The sequence below is a fragment of the Acidiluteibacter sp. genome, assembly GCF_055129545.1.
Genome location: NZ_JBSRUB010000006.1, coordinates 1 through 20,353, shown reverse-complemented (window position 1 = coordinate 20,353; position 20,353 = coordinate 1). Strand labels below are relative to the sequence as shown.

Genomic DNA, 20,353 nt, shown 5'->3' with positions numbered 1-20,353 from the left:
TTGACAATATTAACGTCAATATTTCGTCAATAATTTAGTCAAAATAATTTATCAACTCCTAATTTTTAACACATGTATTTTGGTTCAAATATTAAATTACTCAGAAAGAGAAGAAAACGATCACAAGAAGACATCGCACAAGCGGTAGACATCAAAAGATCATCATTAAGTGGCTATGAATTAGGAACATCAGAGCCTAACTTCGAGACTCTCTTGGCTTTTTCAGAATACTTTAAAATCAGCACTGACAAGCTATTGAAGCTCGATCTGAACCGCGTTTCAGAGATGTACATGAGTCAACTAGAAAAAGGATTTGACATTGACATTACTGGAAGTAAATTGCGAGTATTAGCGACAACAGTAAATAGCGAGAATGAAGAAAATATTGAGTTGGTTCCTGTAAAAGCAAAAGCTGGATACACCACAGGATTTTCAGATCCCGATTTTATCAAAGTTCTACCTACTTTTCAGTTGCCATTTTTAACGAAAAATAGAAAATACCGCACCTTTCAAATCAGTGGAGATTCCATGCCGCCAGTTTCTGATAAATCTTGGGTAACTGGAGAGTTTTTACAAAACTGGGAATTGATCAAAAATGGTTATCCATATATTGTGGTAACACAAGATGATGGAGTGGTTTTTAAAGTGGTATACAACCAAGTTCACAAAAACCAAACGCTGCTACTTTGTTCCACCAACCCAGAATACAAGCCGTATGAAATTCATGTGAATGAGATTGTTGAAATGTGGAAATTTGTGAATTACATTAGTTCAGAAATGCCAGAACCCAACCTCAGTAGAGACCATTTAGGCAATAGTGTATTGGAATTACAAAAGGAATTGATAGAAATTAAAAACACCCTGAGAGAAAAGCAGTAAAAAATAGTTGTTAAAAAATAATAATTCGGTAATTTAGAGCCGTTAAGGCAACTTAACGCGCACTAAAAACGTCTACACGGACATAACGTACGATATTATGAAACAACTATTTACACTTTGCTTATCCGCATTGATAAGCCTTTCATCACTATATGCACAATCATCACACGAGCACTACAACGGTCCAAGCAACTGCATTTCATCAAATATTCCGATGGATGTATTGCAACCCGATGGCAAAACGGTAACCGTAGTTTTAAAGGGAAATATGAATCATCACTGGACAGAAACAGCAGATGGTTATACAGTGGTGTCGGTAAATAATGCCCTTCAATATGCAACAAAAGTGGGCAACGATTTAGTCGGTACAGGAATATTGGCACACAACCCACAAGATAGATTGGCTAGCGAGATGGCTATTGTCAATGCAATTTCAAAATCATTACAGCCAGTCATTCAGAATATTAAGAATGGTCCATTAAACTACACACCATCATCCAACAAAACATTTCCTTCCACAGGAACAATCAATGTTTTAGCAATACTAATCGAATATCCAGACTTACCAAGCACCTATCCAAAAGCGGATTTAGATAGTTTATTAATTAGTCCAAACCACAGAAACGGTGATGGAAGCTTTAAAAGCTATTATGCTCAATCCTCATTTGGCCAACTCACCATCAATGTAGACGTTATGGGATGGTACATGGCACAAAATGGGCATAAATACTATTCCGATAGTGCCGGAGATCCGAGAGCAGCAAAATTGGCTAGAGAAGCAGTAGATGCAGCAGAACTAGGAGGAGCAAATTTTGCCAACTACGACAATAATAACGATGGTAGTGTAGATGGAATTTTAGTGGTTCATTCAGGTCCTGGAGCTGAAGCGACTGCACTGAATAGAGATCGATATGTTTGGTCACACAGATGGGTATTGAATGGAGGAAGTAGTGTGCCAGGCGGCGGATCCGTAACTTATGATGGAAAAACCATCAATGATTACATGATTAATCCAGAGACGAGAGGATCTTTAGCCGTACCAAGATTAGTCGGAATTGGTGTTTTTGCGCACGAATTTGGTCACAATTTAGGCTTGCCAGATTTATACGATACAGATCCAAGTAATGGTGATTCTGAAGGAATTGGCAACTGGGGATTAATGGCAGGTGGAACTTGGTTGGGCGGAGAGCACCGACCAGGTGGTTTTTGCGCTTGGGCCAAAGAAGAGTTAGGTTGGATTACGCCAACAGTTCTAGCGAGCAATGCAACTGGAAGTTTCAGTATTAACCCGGCAAGCACTACTCAAAATGACATTTATAAAATCACCACATCAAATCCTTCTGAATACTTTTTATTAGAGAATAGACAAAAAGTAGGACGTGATTTAGAATTACCTGGCCATGGATTAGCCATTTGGCACATCAACACCAGTAGAACTAGCAATCGAGACGAGACTAACAAACTTGTAGATCTTGAAGAAGCAGATGGACTAAACGGGTTGGACAATGAAACCAATAGAGGTGATGGCGGTGACTTACACCCAGGAACTTCTAACAATACGAACTTTAATGACTCATCAAACCCCAACTCTAAACTACAGAATAACACTAGCACAGGATTAATTGTTAGAAATATAGCTGAATCAGGAACTACAGTAACCTTTGACTTAGGAGCTGCTGCCGCTGCAGCTACTTGCACAGGATTAACAACATTTACAACACCAACAGGATCTTTTGATGACGGAAGTGGATTTTTAGCCAACTATGACGACAATCAAGATTGCTCATGGTTGATACAACCAACAGGTGCGACATCGATTACATTAAGTTTTTTACCAGGATTCTTTGACACTCAATCTCCGGGAGATTCTGTAACTATTTATGATGGCGCTTCAGCTGCTGCACCAAGAGTAGCCTCATACAGTGGAAACACAACCCCACCAAACTTTACATCAACTGGTGGTAGTCTCTTTATTACGTTTAAAACGGATGGAGCAACAAATGCAGGAGGATGGCATGCCAACTATACCACAACATCTAATCTTCCTTCTTGTAGCGGACTAACCACCTTGACCGCACTTAACGCCTCTTTTGATGATGGAAGTGGCGCAAATAATTACACCAATAATTTAGCTTGTGAATGGTTAATACAACCTGCAGGAGCAACAGCAATTACGGCAAATTTTCAAGGGCAATTTGCAACACAAGCCAACTCGGACAGAATAGTCATAAGAAATGGGGCGACAGCAACTTCTCCAATAATTGGAACCTACAGTGGAACAACCAGACCTCCAAATTCAATTGTAGCCAATTCAGGGAATATGTTTGTGCAATTTATAACGGATGGAAGTGTAGTAGATCAAGGATGGACTTTAAATTACAGTACAACAGTAGGACCTCCAAAATCATGCAACGGCACCACAAACCTTACTGGAAATATAGGAAGCTTTACTGATGGGAGTGCACAATTTAGCAACTATAGCGACAACGTCGACTGCTCATGGTTAATTCAGCCAACCAATGGTCAAAATATTCAATTAACTTTCAACCGTTTTAATACACAAACAGGGTTTGATGAAGTAAAAGTTTACGATGGGCCAACTACGGCATCTCCATTATTAAGAACTATTTCAGGCTTTTCAACCAGCATTCCAGCTATTAATAGTACAGGAAATACCCTTTTAGTGAAATTTACAACTAACAATAATATAACAAGACAAGGATGGGCAGCCGATTACATCACCGTAACCCCACCTGCTACTTGTGGTGGTCAGAGCACATTAACTGCTCCATCAGGTACACTTTCAGACGGCAGCACAAGTGGAAATTATTCAGACAATTTAAATTGCTCTTGGTTAATCCAACCAATTGGAGCAACTTCAATTACTGCAACATTTACGCTTTTAGCCACACAAGCTACGAATGATGTTGTTAAAATTTATGACGGGACAACGAGCGCGGGTACGTTATTAGGAACGTATAGCGGATCAACAATACCTGCTGCGGTAACTGGAACCTCAGGTAGCCTTTACGTTGAATTTACTACCGATGCAAGTATCAATGATAATGGATGGACCATTAATTATACCTCAGTAGGTTCGACAGCTTTTTGTGGTGGTACTACTAATCTAACGGCTAATTCAGGTTCATTCTCTGATGGTAGCGGAAGCAGTTCATACAATAACAATACGGACTGCTCTTGGCTGATTCAGCCCACAAACGGCTTGAATGTAAGGTTAAACTTCACTAGCTTTAAAATACAGAACACTTTAGATTTTGTTAGAGTATATAATGGTCCCACAACTGCATCTCCTATTATAGGCACATACACAGGAAGCGGTATTCCACCCTCTATAACCAGCACAGGAAATTCAATGTTGGTAAAGTTCACGTCAAATGGTTCAGGTACAGATGATGGATGGGACGCTACTTACAATACAGTTAGTTCAACAAGCACTTGCAGTGGTTTAACTAATTTAACAGCTAACTTTGGCACCTTTACAGATGGTAGTGCCACAACAGCCAACTATTCAGACAATTTAAATTGTTCTTGGCTAATTCAACCGTCGACAGGAGCAAATACGATTACAGTTAATTTTAACCGATTAAACACACAGTTTAATGCGGATGTTGTAACCCTTTATGATGGCCCTAACAATAGCTCTCCAATATTAGGTACATACAGTGGGTTTGCAACTCCACCAAGTGTTACCTCTACTGGTGGTAGCGTATTCGTAGAGTTTAATACTGATGCTAATTTTAATCTACAAGGTTGGGAAATTAGCTATACTTCTACCACAGGTGGAGGAGCTACATTTTGTAATGGTACCACGAATTTAACAACCAACACAGGCACATTCTCAGATGGTAGTGGAACTCAAAACTACGGCGACAATTCTAATTGTCAGTGGTTAATCCAACCTGCCAATGGCCAACCAATAGAGTTAACCTTCAGCAATTTTGCAACAGAGCAAGGATGGGACGTAGTGAGAGTTTACAATGGAATAACTACCGGAGCAACTCTGTTAGGAGCATTTTCTGGAAGTACAAATCCGGGAGTTATTACAAGTTCAGGCGGAGCTATGTTAGTTACATTCATTTCTGATATTTCTGTAAATGATGCAGGATGGGATGCTTCTTACCGCACAATAGGGGGTGGGTTCTGTAATGGAACTCAAACATTGACCGCTAACTCAGGAACTTTTACAGACGGAAGTGGAAATCAAAATTATGGAGACAATGCAGATTGTAATTGGTTGATTCAACCTACATCTGGAGCACAACCGATTACTTTAAACTTCACAGCATTTGCAACAGAAACAACAAATGACTTTGTTGAAGTATTTGACGGTAGCACTTCTGCAGCGCCTTCCTTAGGTGTTTTCTCAGGTAATAGTATACCTCCGTCAGTGACAAGTACAGGTGGAAGTATGTTGGTTCACTTTTCATCAGACAATAACACCATTTCAGGTACAGGATGGAATGCTAACTATACTACTCCAACACCTAGCGGTATCGTAATGAATCCTGACACGGTATTCTTGACAGCAAATGCAGGAGCAAATGGAACATTTAATATTGTAACATCAAACTCTTGGACCATCACAGATAACGCAGCTTGGTTAGTAGTTGCTAATGTAAATGGGAGTGGAAATCAAACGTCAAATGTATTAGCGCTCAGCGCAAACACTGGTACGACTAGGCTCGGAAAAGTACTTTGTACTGCACCCAATGGAGATTACGATTCACTAATCGTAGTGCAAGCTGGCGGAACCTCTTCTACATTGTCTGTTAGCCCTAGAAATATGACATTGAATGCTCCGGCAAACAGCAATGCTACGGCAACTGTAACTTCTAACACAGCATGGATAGCCACCCCATCAGCCGGATGGTTATCAGTTTCACAAAACTTTGGAGTAGGAAACACTACAGTTACAATTGAAGCGAACACTGCAAACACTGGAGCTGCTAGAAACGAATTCGTAGTATTTAATGATGTTTCAAGTACATTATTTGATACCGTTTTTGTAACTCAAAATGCTGTAGGCCCTTATATTGATTTTCAACCTGGACCTATTTCATTGGCATTTACGAATGGAAGTACCAACAATGTATTATTATCAAGTAATGTAAATTGGACTATAACCAATTCGGCTTCTTGGTTGAGCGTATCTCCATTATCGGGAAGCAATATATCTTCGTTAACACTAACTTCCTTATCCGCTAACACAACTGGAGCGCCCAGAAGCACATGGATTTATGCCACAGATGGAACCATTAAAGATTCTGTAGAGATTATACAACTTGATGGCTTTTCTCCTAACTTATCTTTGTCTAAAAGTATCATAACTCTAGCTCCTCCTAATGGAAGTAATGACTTCTTTGATGTATCATCTAACGTAAATTGGAGTTTTAGTGGCGTACCAACGTGGTTGACAATGAACCCTACGACGGGATCAAATAATGCAACGATATCTGTAACTGCGAATTCTGTAAACAATACAGGAGTGACCAGAACTGCTACCGTAACAGCAAGCTCAACGACACCAGGTGTTACTCCACAAGATATTGTGATCAATCAAATAGACGGCAGTTCCCCTTATTTGAGTGCATCAGTTGATACAATCTTATTAGCTCAATTGCAAGGAAGCACCAATGCTTTTGATGTATTGGCCAATGTAAGTTGGACGATTCAAGAAAATCTGACATGGTTATTGATGGGTCCTAAAACTGGAACAAACGATGCTCGAATTACAATTCAAGCAGGAAGTGCAAACCTATCTACTGCTGCCCGTTCAGGTAACTTAACAATTAGTTCAGCAGGATTGCCAAGTAAAATAGTTCACGTAGTTCAATTGGGTACATTATCTACTTTAGATGTTAGTAAAACGGTAGTGCGCTTAGCAGGAGATTCAGCAAGTATGAATACTTTCAGCGTTCTTGGAAATAGTACAAATTGGTCCATCACAGGAACTTCTAATTGGCTACAGATCACCCCTAGCAAAGGGTCTTATACTGCTCAAATTACTTTAAAAGCATTATCTGCTAATCAAGGAGCCCCAAGATCTGACACACTATATGTTACTGCAGCTGGTTCTTTAACTAAAACTGTGATTGTAACACAAGATAGTTTGCAAACTATTGGCATCATGGAAAGCAGTATTGCGGAAGGAATGAAAGTTTATCCTAACCCAACAATGGGTTTAGTTAATATTGAAGTTGATCGCAACATGAACATCAATGATTACAATGTAAGAGTAACTAACATTATGGGAGCAAGTATAAATGCAAACCTTCAATCATTGTCTTCTAGTAAAATCAGCCTTAATCTATCCGGAATGGTCAGTGGAATTTATTTCGTAATTATCGAAAATGGAAAAGATAGAGTTGTGAAACGAGTATCCCTAATAGAATCGTTTTAAAACAAAAAAATTATATAACCACTAAAGCGTCCAACTTTCAATGAGAGTTGGGCGCTTTTTTTGAAACAATATGGCACAAAAAAGCCCTCAATCATTTTCTGATAGAGGGCTTCCTTATATTATTACTATTCGAACTACTTTCCGTCATTTCTAAAAGAAGGGATTCCTGTGATGTCCATTCCGGTAATCAATAAATGAATGTCATGAGTTCCTTCATAGGTGACAACAGACTCCAAATTCATCATGTGACGCATAATAGAATACTCACCTGTAATTCCCATTCCACCATGAATTTGACGGGCTTCACGAGCGATTTTCAAGGCCATATCCACATTGTTTCTTTTTGCCATTGATATTTGAGCAGTTGTCGCTTTACCTTGATCTCTTAACACTCCTAATCTCCATGTCAACAATTGAGCTTTAGTGATTTCAGTAATCATTTCTGCTAATTTCTTTTGAACCAATTGAAAAGAAGCAATTGGACGATCGAATTGAATTCTTTCTTTGGAATAACGCAAAGCTGAATCATAACAATCCATTGCTGCACCAATCGCACCCCAAGCAATTCCATAACGAGCAGAGTCTAAACAACTCAATGGAGCACCTAATCCAGATCGACCTGGCAATAAATTCTCCTTAGGAATCTTAACATTATCAAAAACCAATTCTCCAGTAATGGAAGCTCTCAACGACCATTTTCCTTTAGTTTCCGGAGCAGTAAACCCTTCCATTCCTTTTTCTACCAATAACCCGTGAATTCTACCTTCTTCACTCTTCGCCCAAACTACTGCAACATCAGCTATTGGTGAATTGGTAATCCACATTTTAGCTCCATTCAACAAATAATGATCTCCGTTGTCTTTGAAATTAGTAATCATTGCACTTGGATTAGAGCCATGATCCGGTTCAGTTAGTCCAAAACAACCAATCATTTCACCCTTCGCTAATTTAGGTAGGAACTTCATTTTTTGCTCTTCCGAACCATATTTCCAAATTGGATACATCACTAACGAACTTTGAACTGAAGCAGCCGAACGGATTCCAGAATCCACACGTTCTAGTTCTTGCATAATTAATCCATAAGTAATTTGATCTAATCCTGCTCCACCATATTGCTCAGGGATGTAAGGCCCGAAAGCGCCAATTTCTGCTAAACCAGGAATCAATTGTTTTGGATATTCTGATCGTTGAGCAAAATCTTCGATGATTGGACTAATGTGAGTTTTAGCATATTCACGAACAGTATCTCGTATTAATTTTTGCTCGTCGGTATAAAGCTCATCTAATTGATAATAATCTGGAGCTTGAAATCTATCTGTAGACATATTTTAAATTTTGAATAGTATGACAAAATTAACCAATCTAAGTTGAAAGAGTTTACTTTAAACTATGAATAAAAATACTTTCGATGATATCCATTCAATTTATCGGCTTAATTTTGTGTAAAATTTGATTTGATGATTCCACAGCAATTGATAGACACAAATAATGTCGCTGTACCATTTATTATCCAACAGCCGATAATTGATAGTGCAATCAATACTGTAGTCAAAAAAGACAGTGTAAAGAAAACGCCAAAGAAAGTTGTAAAAAAAACAACTATTCAAGCCATAAAGCCAATTGAAGTAGATACGACCTCTACATCTGGGATAGATAGTACAACCTCCGCTCTGTTAATTGATAGCTCATTTACCACCTCTTTCGATAAATATAAAACATACGATTTAGATTCATTAAATACATTAATGAATTTCACCACAAACATCACAGAATATCAATTGTACAAGGTTGGAAAAAAATATGAGCAACCAGCTTATCTTGATTTTCAATTATACGTTATACTTTTTGCTATTTCATTAATTGGTTTCACACGAGCATTTAACCGAAAGCGGTTCAATGAATACCTCAATTCGTTCTTTAGTAGAAATGGATCCATCCAAATCTCCAGAAATGAAAAAGTTTACACTCATCGAGCTAACTTATTCTTATTGTTGGCTTATGTAAGTGTCAGCTCACTTTTAATTCTTCAAATCATAGATTTAGTTGGAATTAAATACCAATGGAATACATTTCAATTTTTTATCTTAATTGGATTGGGAGTAGTTTCGATATATGGAATAAAGATTCTCATTCATAAAATGTTGTCATTAATCCTAGGATTTAAACAAGCGGCAGACGAGTTTATATTCAATATTGTACTTTATAATCTAGGAAGTCTCTTTTTGTTACTCCCTTGCGTTCTGATTTCATCGTTTGGACCTACACAGTATCAAGCTCCTGCATTGAGTGTTGCTTCCATTATTGTTGTCCTTTCGATATTGTTTCGACTCATTCGAGGGGTACAAGTGGGAATCTCTAACCAAGTAAATTTCGTTTATTTATTTTTGTATCTTTGCACCCTTGAAATTTTACCGTTAATAATTGTTTCCAAAATGCTATTTTTTTAGCTAAAATTTTAATTAACAATACCTTATTAACTCAAAACCCTAATCCCCTTGAAAGTAAAAACTATTTTAGTTTCTCAACCAAAGCCGGATACTGACAAGTCTCCTTATTTTGATTTATCAGAAAAATGCAAGGTAAAGATAGATTTCAGACCGTTTATTCATGTTGAAGGTATCGCATCTAAAGATTTTAGACAAGATAAAATCAACATCTTAGACCACACTGCTATCATTTTAACGAGCAGAAATGCAGTCGACCACTTTTTTAGAATTTGCGAAGAATTAAGAGTTACAGTTCCTGACACTATGAAATACTTCTGTATTTCTGAGTCAACTGCTTATTATTTGCAAAAATATGTAGTCTACCGAAAGAGAAAGATCTTTCATGGAAGACAGACATTTTCTGACTTAATGGAGTTGATTAAGAAACACAAGAGCGAAAAATATTTGTTGCCTTGTTCTGACATTTTGAAAGCAGACATTCCAGAACTATTGGATAAGAACAACATTAATTATACCTCCGCAACTCTTTACCAAACGGTATGCAGTGACTTGTCTGACTTAGCTGATGTAAACTACGATGTGTTAGTCTTCTTTAGTCCAGCAGGAATCAAGTCTTTGTTTCAAAACTTTCCAGAGTTTAAGCAAAATGACACTCGAATTGCAGTTTTTGGATCTACAACTGCAAAAGCTGCAGAAAATGCTGGATTGAAAATCAATATTGCAGCACCGCAGCCTGAAGCACCATCTATGACAATGGCATTGGAACAATACATTAAAAAGTCAAATAAGAAATAATTTTATTTCATGTAATAATAAAAAGAGGCTGGTCATAGACTTGCCTCTTTTTTTGTTTCTTTACACATTATGTCATCACTTAAATTCCAGAAGAAAGAGAGGCTCTCGAGCAGAACGGAAATTGATACCCTTTTCAAGTCGGGACAATCATTTCTAGAATTTCCTTTTAAGGTAATTCACAAAAGTGAGCCAATACCAGAAAACAGTTCAAGCGAAGTTGGAGTTTTAGTGACAGTACCCAAACGAATTTACAAAAAAGCGGTAGATCGAAATGTATTGCGAAGGCGAACAAAAGAAGCATATAGACTTCATAAGTCATCAATATACAAGGCAATAGAAACCAAAGAAATTAAAGTGAAAATTGCATTGATCTATATTGGCCCAAAGCCATTGCCATATAATGAAATCTCCTCTAAAATAATCCTAATTTTAAACCGTTTGATAACGATATATGAATAGATTATTCAGTAAAATTTTCATCGTTCTTATCCGTGTTTACCAATACACCATCTCTCCCATGTTGGGGGCCAATTGCAGATACAGCCCAACTTGCTCAGAATACAGTGTAGAGGCTTTCAAAACACACGGTGTATTTAAAGGTCTTTATTTATCGTCCAAACGAATAATCAGTTGCAACCCTTGGGGCGGTCATGGATATGATCCAGTTCCAAAAAAGTTTAAATTCTAACACATGAAAAAGATTAAAATAGCCATCATTACGGGCGCAGTTGCCATTTCAGGCTTTCTATCATTTGGTTTTGTAGACAATTATTTCGAACTGTCTAAGAACTTAGATATTTTCGCCACACTTTACAAAGAAGTCAACACTTATTATGTAGACGAAACGAAACCAGGCGAATTGATGAAAACTGGAATCGATGCCATGTTAAAATCATTGGATCCCTATACCAACTTTATCCCAGAATCTCAAATTGAGGATTTTAAATTCATGACTACTGGCCAATATGGTGGAATTGGGGCTTTGATTCACAAAGATGGTGACCATGTAGTTATTTCTGAACCATACGAGGGTTTTCCTGCATACAATGCGAACCTAAAAGCAGGTGATATTCTAATAGAAGTAGACGGGAAAAAAGTAAGCGGGAAATCCACTAGCGAAATTAGCGATGCATTAAAAGGACAGCCAAATACTGTTGTTAAATTATTAATTGAACGTCCTGGCACAAAAGGTAATTTAAACATTGATTTGACCAGAAAAGAAATTAAAATTGATGATGTTCCTTATGCAGGGATGCTTAATGATCAAGTAGGTTACATCAGATTAACGAGTTTTACACAAACGGCCTCTAAGCAAGTAATAGATGCTTTGAATAAGCTAAAAAAAGAAAACAATGCCCAATCCATTGTTTTTGACTTAAGAGGAAATGGTGGTGGATTGCTAAATGAATCAATCAACATCGTGAATGCTTTTGTTCCCAAAGGGACAATGGTGGTTCAGACCAAAGGAAAAATTAGTGAATGGGACGCCACCTATAGAACTTTAAATGCTCCTATAGATACAGAAATCCCCGTTGTAGTATTAGTAGACGACCATTCAGCATCTGCATCAGAAATCGTATCAGGAGCATTACAAGATTTAGATCGAGCCGTTATTGTAGGAGACCGAACTTTTGGAAAGGGATTGGTTCAGCAAACCAGAAGATTAAGTTATAATGCACAATTAAAAGTAACTGTAGCTAAATACTATATTCCGAGTGGACGTTGTATTCAGAAAATCGACTATGCTCATAGAGACAAAGATGGAGATGCCCCAATTATGGCTGATTCTTTAATCGTTCCTTTTAAAACATTGGTCAATAAAAGAACAGTGTATGATGGCAAAGGAATCAATCCTGACATCAAAATAGAAGAACGCGATGCGAGTAATATTACAGCAGTATTGGTTACCAAGTATCACATTTTTGATTACGCTACTCAATATAAATTGACTCACGAAAGCATTGCTCCCGCCGAGCAGTTTCATTTATCGGATCAAGAATACAATAAATTTGTAGCTTACTTAAGCGATAAAAATGTTACCTATGAAACTGAGACAGAGAAACAGTTGAAGAAATTAAAAGAAATTGCTACAAAAGAGAAGTATTTTCAATTGGCGGATGACGAATATAAAAGCTTGGAGGAAAAATTAGTTTTGGACAAAAGTGGTGATTTAATGAAATTCCAAGAAGAAATAAAAGAAATACTTGAAAACGAAATTATTTCTAGGTATTATTTCCAAAAAGGAAGGATTCAAGCTTCACTAAATAATGATCCAACCGTTTCTAAAGCAATAGAGATACTTGGAAACAAAGAAGTCTACACTGGAATATTAAAAGGGACTTACACAAAAAATTAATTCGCAAATTTCGTGTTGGAAACAGGTCTTTTTAGATGGAAATATTGGAATCATCAGCTGCTTTATTTCTTTGGAATAATGGTGTTGATGGCTGGATTACCTTGGTCAAACTTTTTAATGAGTTTGGGACAGTTCATCTTATTAGGCAATTGGATTTTAGAGTTTAATTTTAAGGTCAAACTTCAAAAATTAGCAGCAAATAGGTTGGTTCATATCATCCTCATCCTATATGCCATTCACCTCATCGGACTTCTTTGGACAACTGACTTTCAGTATGCCATGAAAGATTTAAGGATTAAATTGCCCTTACTTTTTTTGCCCATAGTGTTCTCAAGTGCGATCCAATTTTCAAAAAAATCATTCAATCAGCTAATCGATCTTTTCATCTTATTTGTAACTCTAATCACCTTGGTGAGTTTTTACAAGTATCTAAAAGTGGAAAACATCGAATTGTATGACAAAAGAGACTTATCAGTATACATTAGTCACATCCGATTCAGTCTGTTGATTTGTTTGGCCTTTTTCTTCTCATTGTATAAATTCTACAAAAACAAAAAGTACAAGAAGATCGGTTACCTTATCCTAAGCTTTTGGTTAATGGGCTTCCTATTCATCTTAGAGTCATTTTCTGGTATCGTGATCATGTCTCTCATTCTACCAATTGTAGTTATTTTCTATGCATGGCGGATTAACAATCCCATCAAAAGATATATATCATTGGGATTTATTGGAGCCTTTACAATTTCCATTCTATCCATCATTATTTGGAGAGTGAGTGTCTATCAGTTTAGCCCAGTTCCCAATCAGGAAATGTTCTCTCACAGCGTTGGAGGAAACTATTTTCACAACGATACAAGACCATCAGAAAACAGGCATCAAGAGAATGGGTACTATGTCTATCGGAATATTTCATATGAAGAAATCCAACGAGAATGGAACAATAGAAGTGCTTTGAGATATCATGGAAAGGATAAACGAAACAATCCGATGCACATTACGTTGCTTCGCTTTTTAACTTCAAAAGGTGTTCTAAAGGATTCTACTGCAATAGCGCAGTTAAGTGATGAAGAAGTAAATGCAATTGAAAATGGAGTGGCTAATATCAACTACTTGAAGCATCCGCACATTTCTCGGATTGACAAGATCATTTGGGAATTTGACACTTATTCAAAAGGCCTTGGAACCAATGGACATTCAGTGGCATCAAGGATTGTTTACTGGAAGCAATCCATTAAACTAATCGAAGAAAATTTCTGGATTGGAGTGGGCACTGGAGACATTGAAAAATCATTTCAGAAAAACTATGAAGAAAGTGATTATGCATTGAATAAATCATTCCAATTGAGATCTCACAATCAATACCTTTCTTTTTGGGCGACATTCGGATTGATCGGAATAGTTTTTATTCTATTTTCATTGTTCTATCCTATCAAGATTGCTTTGAAACGAAAGGATTATTATTACCTCGTATTTATAGCTATTGCGATGCTTTCTATGATCAACGAAGACACTTTGGAAACACAGGCAGGAGTTACGTTCTTCGCCTTCTTTAATTCCTTCTTGTTGTTCTCGAGAAACTACCTGCCTAAAACGGACGAATAAACCGCTAATGTTTTCTCCGCTGTAGCTGATTTGGTATGTGTAGCCAATATTTCTCTTGCTCCTGCTATTAATTGCTGCTGAAGAGTGGAATCATCCAACAATCGATCTAGTTGAGTTGATAGACAATCAGCATCAAAAGTTGGGCACAACAACCCACTCTTTTCGTGATGAACAATTTCAGGAATTCCACCAGCAGCAGTGGCAACCACAGGAACTCCTTGCGCAAAAGCATCCAAAATGGAGGTGCCTAAACCTTCAGTCTTTGAAGTGATGAAAAAGATATCTAAATCACCTAAAACTTCAGGAACATCATCTCGAAAACCTATAAATGAAATATTGGTCAATTCTTTATCTCTTGCGTAGCTTTTAATATCTTCCTCCAATGGGCCATTTCCTATGGCTACAAAATGGCAGTCTTGACGTTTCTGATTGAGCTTAACTGCGGCATCAATAAAAGTGAAATAATCTTTGTGATCAGCCAAAGCTGATGTATTTCCAATTAAGAATTTATCGGAGATGCCAATTAACTTTTTCAATTTTCCAGGTACATGAGTCCCTTCAAATCGAGTCAAATCAATCCCAGAATGTACCGTCACTAATTTGGATTGATCAGTTATGTCTTTTGCAGTAATTTCTTTGATTTTATCTGAAACACAAACTATCTTAGCCACTTTTTGATGGTTGTATTTATAAAATGAGCTTTTGCTTTTACCAACAGAAAAATCAACTCTTCGGCTGACAATAATTGGCGTTTTGTTTTTCCAGAGTGCGGCTGCTATTATCGCATAAGTGTGCCCATGAGCATCATGCGTATGAATCAAATCAACTTCTATCTTCTTACAAATACTCTTGATTCTTTTGGCAAAAAATGGATCCACCCCACTCCGCTTCACCTGACTAACAAACTGATGACCTCTTTCTCTGCAATAGGCTTCCATCTTGGAACCCTTCACACACAAAATAATCTGCTCAACTCCTCTTTGATCGAGCTCTTCATACAAATAGGCCAATTGCTGTTCACCACCTCTCCAACTTTTTGCAGTAGAGATGTGCAATATTTTCATCGGATCTTTGGTGATTTTAAATTGGCTTTTCATGGTTCAGTTGATTCAATTTAAAATACTTTAAATATACAGCATAAGCCGAAAGTCTGGCAATCGAAAATCCGGCTTTACCATCTAAAAAACCCTTGTGAATCCAATAGATTTTAATGAATCGAGCAATGGGCTTGTACCACATTTTAGAAGAAGCACCTGAAGTTCCTTTCTGAAACATCATATTGGCCGAAATAGATGAAAATTTATCAATTTGTTTGCGATGTTCATCCACCGTGTAATAAGAGTAATGCAAGATGTCTCCTTCTAGTTTTCCTGTCTTTACGCCATTATTGACAATGAATCTGTCGTGTGGATTTTGACCTCCCCAGTCTCCTGATTGCTTCGTAAACAAACGCGTTTTTGTATCCGGATACCAACTAGAATGATGCACCCAAGTGCCACAGTAATTGGTCAACCGATTCATGGCATAGGCTTCATACTGCCAACTGTCTTTTGCTTTTTGAATGGATGCAGTTAATTCAGGAGTTAAGGCCTCATCGGCGTCTAAGGAGAGGACATAATCAAAGCTTGCCATTGACTTTGCCCAGTTTTTTTGCTCAATGTGTCCATCAAATTTATGCTCTACAAATCGCGCTCCTTTTGCTGTGGCAATTTCTTTCGTACGATCAGTAGAAAAAGAATCCACCACCAATACCTCATCAGCGATAGACAAAACAGAATCGATGCATCGACCGATGTTTCGTTCCTCGTTGAATGTAATGATGACTACTGAAAGTTGAATGGCCATGGAGAATAATTTACAGCAAAATAACAATTAATGCATGAAAGTAGAATCTTATCGGCCCAAATAAGTTGGTAAAAAAGGTTATTTATCGCTGTTGTCCGACAAAAAATAAAAGAATATTGAGTTAAAATAGATATTAAAACATATCTAACTTGTAATCAATACGCAAATCATTAAAAATAAAAAATTCATTTAATGTTAAATAGAGGCTTCCTATTTTAGATTTTTCATTTTTTTGTCTGCTTCGACTACGCTCAGCATAAACTAAAAAACGAAACCGAAGGTTCACGAACACCCGAAAGTAAACAAGTCGTGAGCTAAACAAAAAAAGCTCGTCCTTTGAATTTTTATTTCCTCCAAATTTTATAAATCCTAAGTTCAGCCGGGTGATCTCCAATCACAGATTGGAGCTTCCCGGTTTCTATAAGAATTTATTTCATTTTCCAAAAACAAAAATTCAAGGGACAACATCAAAATTAGCATTCGTTTTCAATTCAAAATTTTTAATCGGACAAAAAAGGTTATTTACTAACTTCGTAGCATGGGAAAATTGTATTTGGTGCCAACGCCTATCGGTAATTTGGAAGACATGACTTACCGCAGTGTAAGAATTCTGAACGAGGTAGACGCGATTTTGTGCGAAGACACTCGAACTTCTTCGCGTTTATTGCAGCACTATGGCATTCAAAAAAGATTGATTTCTCATCACCAACACAATGAGCACAAGGCAGTAGAAAAAGTAATCGAGCATTTGCAAAATGGAGAAACCATTGCATTGATCACTGATGCAGGAACTCCTGGCATTTCTGATCCGGGTTTTTTATTGACAAGAGCTTGCGCTGAAGCAGACATCGAAGTGGAGACACTTCCAGGAGCGACCGCTTTTGTTCCTGCTTTAGTAAACTCTGGATTGCCTTGCGATAAATTTTGCTTCGAAGGATTTTTACCGCACAAAAAAGGCCGTCACACCCGATTGACTCAGCTTGCTGAAGAGGAAAGAACGATTGTATTTTATGAGTCGACTCATCGAATAGTAAAATCTTTATCGCAAATGGCTGAATATTTTGGTGCAGAACGAAAAGCGTCTGTCTCTAGAGAATTAACCAAAATGCACGAAGAAACGGTCCGAGGAACATTGACGGAATTGGCGCAATACTACACCGATCACATAAGTAAAGGTGAGTTTGTAGTGGTGGTTGGTGGGAAGGAATAGGTTGGGTTTTTACTTTTCAATCTGCATTTCAATTATTTATATTCTTATATTTAGTTTCGTTAATAAAACAAACGTCTCTTAAAAGTTAAATTAAGAGGCAATTGATTATACTCCTACGATAGCGAACTCAGAATCTGAAAGAGATTACAGCCTTTAACCACCCAGATTAAAAGGCATTTATTTACTGAAAATATAAGTAGAAAACGAAGCTACCACACTTAAATACATCAACGCATTTTGAAAAATCTAACTTATCTTCTTATAATGCTGGGATTTACAATTCTGACCAGTTGCGAGAAAGAAAACAATTCTTCTGTAGAAGGTTATTTTTATAAGGATTGTAGCCAAACATCTATAGAATCTGTCTCCCTTAACGTTTATGGCATTACTATTCGATCATTTCAAAACGTAAAAAAAGATTTCTTAGGTGAAGTAACAATTGATAATCGTGGATTTTTTAGACTTGAAGTTGGTAAGGATAAAAATTATAATGGATATGATTTTCACAAAGGCAATAGACTGTTTTTTGGTACTAGCTATGAAACTGAGAAAAAATTCATTGCTTATGACAACGCAGTGGTCAACCAGAAGGTAATACTTATAGTTGATCGTCCTTTTACTGATCAAGACACCTTATTTTTGGGCGGTGCTTTAAACGACACAATTCTAATTGTAACAGGCCCATTCACAAACCTCCAAACCTTTCCAATCTCTATCTTACCTAATATTGGCACTTCCTCAGCTCAAAAATATGAAAGCTTTAGATGGGCCTCTTCTGGTGGGGTGTAGGATTAGAAGAATTTGATGAGGTCCCACACAACCCCACTTACAGAGTTCCTCCAAACCTAATCAGAGGGCCATTCCAAAAATTGTGAGGTCAAGGTGGTGATGTAATGGTAGATTTGAGAAATAGGTAAAATTTGCCACATTAGACCTAACAGGTTTTGACACCCGGAGGTCGGCGGATCGTGTCCGCCTCTCGCTACATTACAAAAGCCCTGTCATTCGGGGTTTTTGTGTGTTTTGTAATTTCTCCAACTCTAACTTTTACAGTTAAAAACACCAAATTCAGGGGGTGGTTTGGAACGCTTCCATTTTAACTTCAATACAGATTTTTAATTTACGATTTCTCAACAATCTTTTCTCCTCTCTTCAAGTTCGTATAATGATAAGTTTTTTTGACTCAGAAACTATGGTATTTGGGAAGTATATTATAGAAACGTATTTTTAGGATTCGTTGACGGAAAATCAATAAAAGAGAATGAAATACAATTAAAGTTGATCAAAAAATAGTGTAACTCATGTATCTTTAACTTTGTGACGCATGTAGCTTAACGAACATCAGCAAAAAACAAATATGGCAATAACTGATACAATAGAACAAGTAGTCCATCTGACGAAGGATGAAAAATTATCTATCGAAAAGTATTTTACAGTTAAATCTTTACCCAAAGGAGAATTATGGATTAAAGAAGGTCAATATTGTAAACATATAGCTTTTATCAATAAAGGGATTTTACGGATATTCTATAATGACCAAGACGGGAATGAAATCAGTTGTTTCTTTATGCCTGAAAACAACTTCATTTCTTCCTATACCAGTTTTTTAACCCGAACTCCAACTAAAGAAAATATTGAAGCCGTTGAGGATGTTGAATTACTGGTGATTAATAGAGAAGACTTGGAAAAGTTATCTAAAGAGGTTCCAAAAGTTCAAATCTGGAGAAGAGTTGTTGCTGAAAACCTATTTATTCTATTGGAAAGACGAATCTCAATGCTTCAATCCAAAACTGGTCAAGAACGGTATGAAAACATGATTAAAGAAAATGGTGATATCATTCTAAAAGTGCCATTACAATACACGGCTAGTTTTCTTGGAGTTACCCCTCAACACCTTAGTAGATTAAGAAAAAATAGTGTAAAGTGATTTCTTAACATTTGTTCAGGGGCTAGACATTTATCCCCCCCATCTTTGTAGTGTAATTAAATGATAGCAATCACAATTAAAAATAGAAAAAATGAAAAATCAGATTCATACTGTACTTGGAGCAAATGGGGCAATTGGCAAAGCAGTAATAAAGGAACTAGAAATTCGACAACTTCATATAAGAAAAGTTAGTACAAAACCTATCTGGGTTCAAGCAGATTTACTTTCTAAATATGATGCTGAAAAAGCCATTTCAGGCAGCAGTTATGTATATCTCTGTATCGGTCTTCCATACAACGCTGCGGTTTGGGAAACTCAATGGCCTCAGATCATGCAAAATGTGATAGACGCTTGTGAAAAGGCTCAAGCTAAGCTGATCTTTCTAGACAATGTCTATATGTATGCTTCACCTCTGTCAATCCCTTTTGATGAAAAATCACCACAACGCCCTTCCTCAAGAAAAGGAAAAGCCCGCAAACAAACTTCTGAAATAATGATAAAAGCCTTAAGAGATGGTAGGGTTAAAGGACTCATTGGACGCTCTGCTGATTTTTACGGAGAAGGTGCAGTAAACAGTCCCTTTTATATTTCTTTTTTGGAGCGAATGTTACAAAATAAAGGTCCGCAGACCCTGGTGTCAGCTGAGATAGAACATACCTATGCTAATGTTCTTGATAATGGACGAGCTCTAGTGGAATTAGCTTTAAATGGTGATTGCTATGGTGAGGTATGGCACTTACCGGTAGGAGAACCAATAACGACAAATGGAATGCTTGCAATATTTAATGAAAAATTGCTGCCCAATTTTTCATTAAATATTGCAAGCATTCCATTTGTCGTTATTGGTTCTCCTACCGGTAAGTGCCATACC

General features: G+C 37.1%; 15 protein-coding genes. 12 read left to right on the top strand and 3 right to left on the bottom strand.

Annotation, left to right across the window (positions count from 1 at the left end):
- Positions 1–72 precede the first annotated feature (72 nt).
- Complete coding sequence (locus ACTB0X_RS02085; RefSeq protein WP_463023323.1) at positions 73–879, top strand: XRE family transcriptional regulator; 807 nt, start codon at positions 73–75, stop codon at positions 877–879.
- A 97-nt stretch (positions 880–976) separates the two neighbouring features.
- Positions 977–7,300: a CUB domain-containing protein gene (locus tag ACTB0X_RS02080; protein ID WP_463023322.1), complete on the top strand. Its 6,324-nt coding sequence runs from the start codon at positions 977–979 to the stop codon at positions 7,298–7,300.
- A gap of 134 nt (positions 7,301–7,434) precedes the next feature.
- On the opposite strand, the gene ACTB0X_RS02075 is transcribed toward ACTB0X_RS02080, so the two are convergent.
- A complete protein-coding gene (locus tag ACTB0X_RS02075) occupies positions 7,435–8,625 on the bottom strand; it encodes an acyl-CoA dehydrogenase family protein (protein ID WP_463023321.1) in 1,191 nt (396 codons plus the stop codon).
- A 132-nt stretch (positions 8,626–8,757) separates the two neighbouring features.
- On the opposite strand from ACTB0X_RS02075, the gene ACTB0X_RS02070 reads away from it, so the two are divergent.
- The 6 genes from ACTB0X_RS02070 to ACTB0X_RS02045 all read left to right on the top strand — a co-directional run bounded on the left by ACTB0X_RS02070 (position 8,758) and on the right by ACTB0X_RS02045 (position 14,500).
- The gene (locus ACTB0X_RS02070; protein ID WP_463023320.1) at positions 8,758–9,747 is read left to right on the top strand and encodes a DUF4271 domain-containing protein; all 990 of its coding nucleotides are present in this window, start codon (positions 8,758–8,760) and stop codon (positions 9,745–9,747) included.
- A gap of 48 nt (positions 9,748–9,795) precedes the next feature.
- The gene (locus ACTB0X_RS02065) at positions 9,796–10,542 is read left to right on the top strand and encodes a uroporphyrinogen-III synthase (RefSeq protein WP_463023319.1); all 747 of its coding nucleotides are present in this window, start codon (positions 9,796–9,798) and stop codon (positions 10,540–10,542) included.
- 69 nt (positions 10,543–10,611) lie between these two features.
- A complete protein-coding gene (rnpA, locus tag ACTB0X_RS02060; RefSeq protein WP_463023318.1) occupies positions 10,612–11,001 on the top strand; it encodes a ribonuclease P protein component in 390 nt (129 codons plus the stop codon).
- Positions 10,994–11,230: a membrane protein insertion efficiency factor YidD gene (yidD, locus tag ACTB0X_RS02055; RefSeq protein ID WP_463023317.1), complete on the top strand. Its 237-nt coding sequence runs from the start codon at positions 10,994–10,996 to the stop codon at positions 11,228–11,230. Before rnpA ends, yidD begins: the two co-directional genes overlap by 8 nt.
- 3 nt (positions 11,231–11,233) lie before the next feature.
- Positions 11,234–12,898 carry a S41 family peptidase gene (locus tag ACTB0X_RS02050; RefSeq protein WP_463023316.1) on the top strand — a complete coding sequence of 555 codons (1,665 nt, stop codon included), beginning with the start codon at positions 11,234–11,236 and terminating at the stop codon, positions 12,896–12,898.
- 12 nt (positions 12,899–12,910) lie between these two features.
- Positions 12,911–14,500, top strand: a complete 1,590-nt coding sequence (locus ACTB0X_RS02045; protein WP_463023315.1) for an O-antigen ligase family protein — start codon at positions 12,911–12,913, stop codon at positions 14,498–14,500.
- Here ACTB0X_RS02045 and ACTB0X_RS02040 read toward each other — a convergent pair.
- Both ACTB0X_RS02040 and ACTB0X_RS02035 read right to left on the bottom strand, forming a co-directional pair.
- On the bottom strand, positions 14,476–15,597 hold the full coding sequence (locus ACTB0X_RS02040) for a glycosyltransferase family 4 protein (protein WP_463023314.1): 1,122 nt from the start codon (positions 15,595–15,597) through the stop codon (positions 14,476–14,478). The two genes, ACTB0X_RS02045 and ACTB0X_RS02040, sit on opposite strands and share 25 nt — an antisense overlap.
- On the bottom strand, positions 15,581–16,345 hold the full coding sequence (locus ACTB0X_RS02035; protein WP_463023313.1) for a glycosyltransferase family 2 protein: 765 nt from the start codon (positions 16,343–16,345) through the stop codon (positions 15,581–15,583). The genes ACTB0X_RS02040 and ACTB0X_RS02035 overlap by 17 nt, the downstream gene beginning before the upstream one ends.
- Positions 16,346–16,883: 538 nt before the next feature.
- Here ACTB0X_RS02035 and rsmI point away from each other — a divergent pair.
- The 4 genes from rsmI to ACTB0X_RS02015 form a co-directional block, all read left to right on the top strand.
- Complete coding sequence (rsmI, locus tag ACTB0X_RS02030; RefSeq protein ID WP_160631075.1) at positions 16,884–17,555, top strand: 16S rRNA (cytidine(1402)-2'-O)-methyltransferase; 672 nt, start codon at positions 16,884–16,886, stop codon at positions 17,553–17,555.
- Between the two features lie 264 nt (positions 17,556–17,819).
- The gene (locus tag ACTB0X_RS02025) at positions 17,820–18,344 is read left to right on the top strand and encodes a hypothetical protein (RefSeq protein WP_463023312.1); all 525 of its coding nucleotides are present in this window, start codon (positions 17,820–17,822) and stop codon (positions 18,342–18,344) included.
- A 568-nt stretch (positions 18,345–18,912) separates the two neighbouring features.
- Positions 18,913–19,482, top strand: a complete 570-nt coding sequence (locus ACTB0X_RS02020; protein WP_463023311.1) for a Crp/Fnr family transcriptional regulator — start codon at positions 18,913–18,915, stop codon at positions 19,480–19,482.
- 91 nt (positions 19,483–19,573) lie between these two features.
- Positions 19,574–20,353: NAD-dependent epimerase/dehydratase family protein (locus ACTB0X_RS02015; RefSeq protein ID WP_463023310.1), on the top strand; the 780-nt coding region annotated here is incomplete at its 3' end.